The organism is Oleiphilus sp. HI0067, from assembly GCF_001635735.1.
Genome location: NZ_LWFI01000393.1, coordinates 1 through 883, shown reverse-complemented (window position 1 = coordinate 883; position 883 = coordinate 1). Strand labels below are relative to the sequence as shown.

Below are 883 nucleotides of genomic sequence, written 5' to 3'. Positions count from 1 at the left end.
GTTATGGGCTATGGAACGCCAAATATTGACCGAATTGCGAATGAGGGGGTGATGTTCAGCGATCACTATGCCCAGCCTTCCTGTACAGCAGGGCGTGCGGCATTCATAACTGGGCAGTATCCGATTCGATCTGGAATGACGACGGTCGGCCAACCAGGTGACGCGCTTGGTTTACAAAAAGAGTCACCGTCTCTTGCTGAAGTGTTAAAAGAAGAAGGATATCGCACCGGACATTTTGGCAAAAATCACCTTGGTGATAGAAACGAACACCTGCCAACTATGCACGGCTTCGAAGAATTCTACGGAAACCTCTACCATCTCAATACCCAAGAAGAGGCTGAACAGAGAGATTATCAAAATTTTGGTAAAGCCTTTGCGGGTAGCCTGGAAGAGTACGAGAAAAAGTTTGGGACGCGCGGAGTGGTGCATGCGCTTGCGACCGACATCTATGATGCAACGGAAGACCCTCGCTTCGGTGTGGTTGGAAAACAGACTATCGAAGATACCGGACCATTGACTCGTGAGCGAATGAAAAACTTTGATGCAGGTGAAGTGATTCCGCGCACGTTTGAATTTATAAAAAATGCGAAGGAAGCGGAGGAGCCATTTTTCGTTTGGATGAATACCAGCCGAATGCATCTATACACGCGTATCGATACTGAATGGNTGAATAAAGTTGAGAAGTATACTTCGGAATCCGATTACCACGGCGCTGGAATGATGCAGCATGACCATGATATTGGTCTTGTGCTCGATTGGCTGGACGAGCAAGGTCTCGCAGAGAATACCATCGTTGTTTACTCTACAGACAATGGCCCTGAGCATAGCTCATGGCCTCATGGCGCCACCACACCCTTTAGAGGTGAAAAGATGACGACATACG

1 protein-coding gene is annotated in these 883 nt (G+C 48.1%); it reads left to right on the top strand.

Going from position 1 to position 883, the window contains the following annotated elements; all coding sequences use genetic code 11:
- Positions 1-883 (top strand): sulfatase-like hydrolase/transferase (locus A3739_RS04680; RefSeq protein WP_156502357.1); only part of this gene is annotated, 883 nt, incomplete at both ends.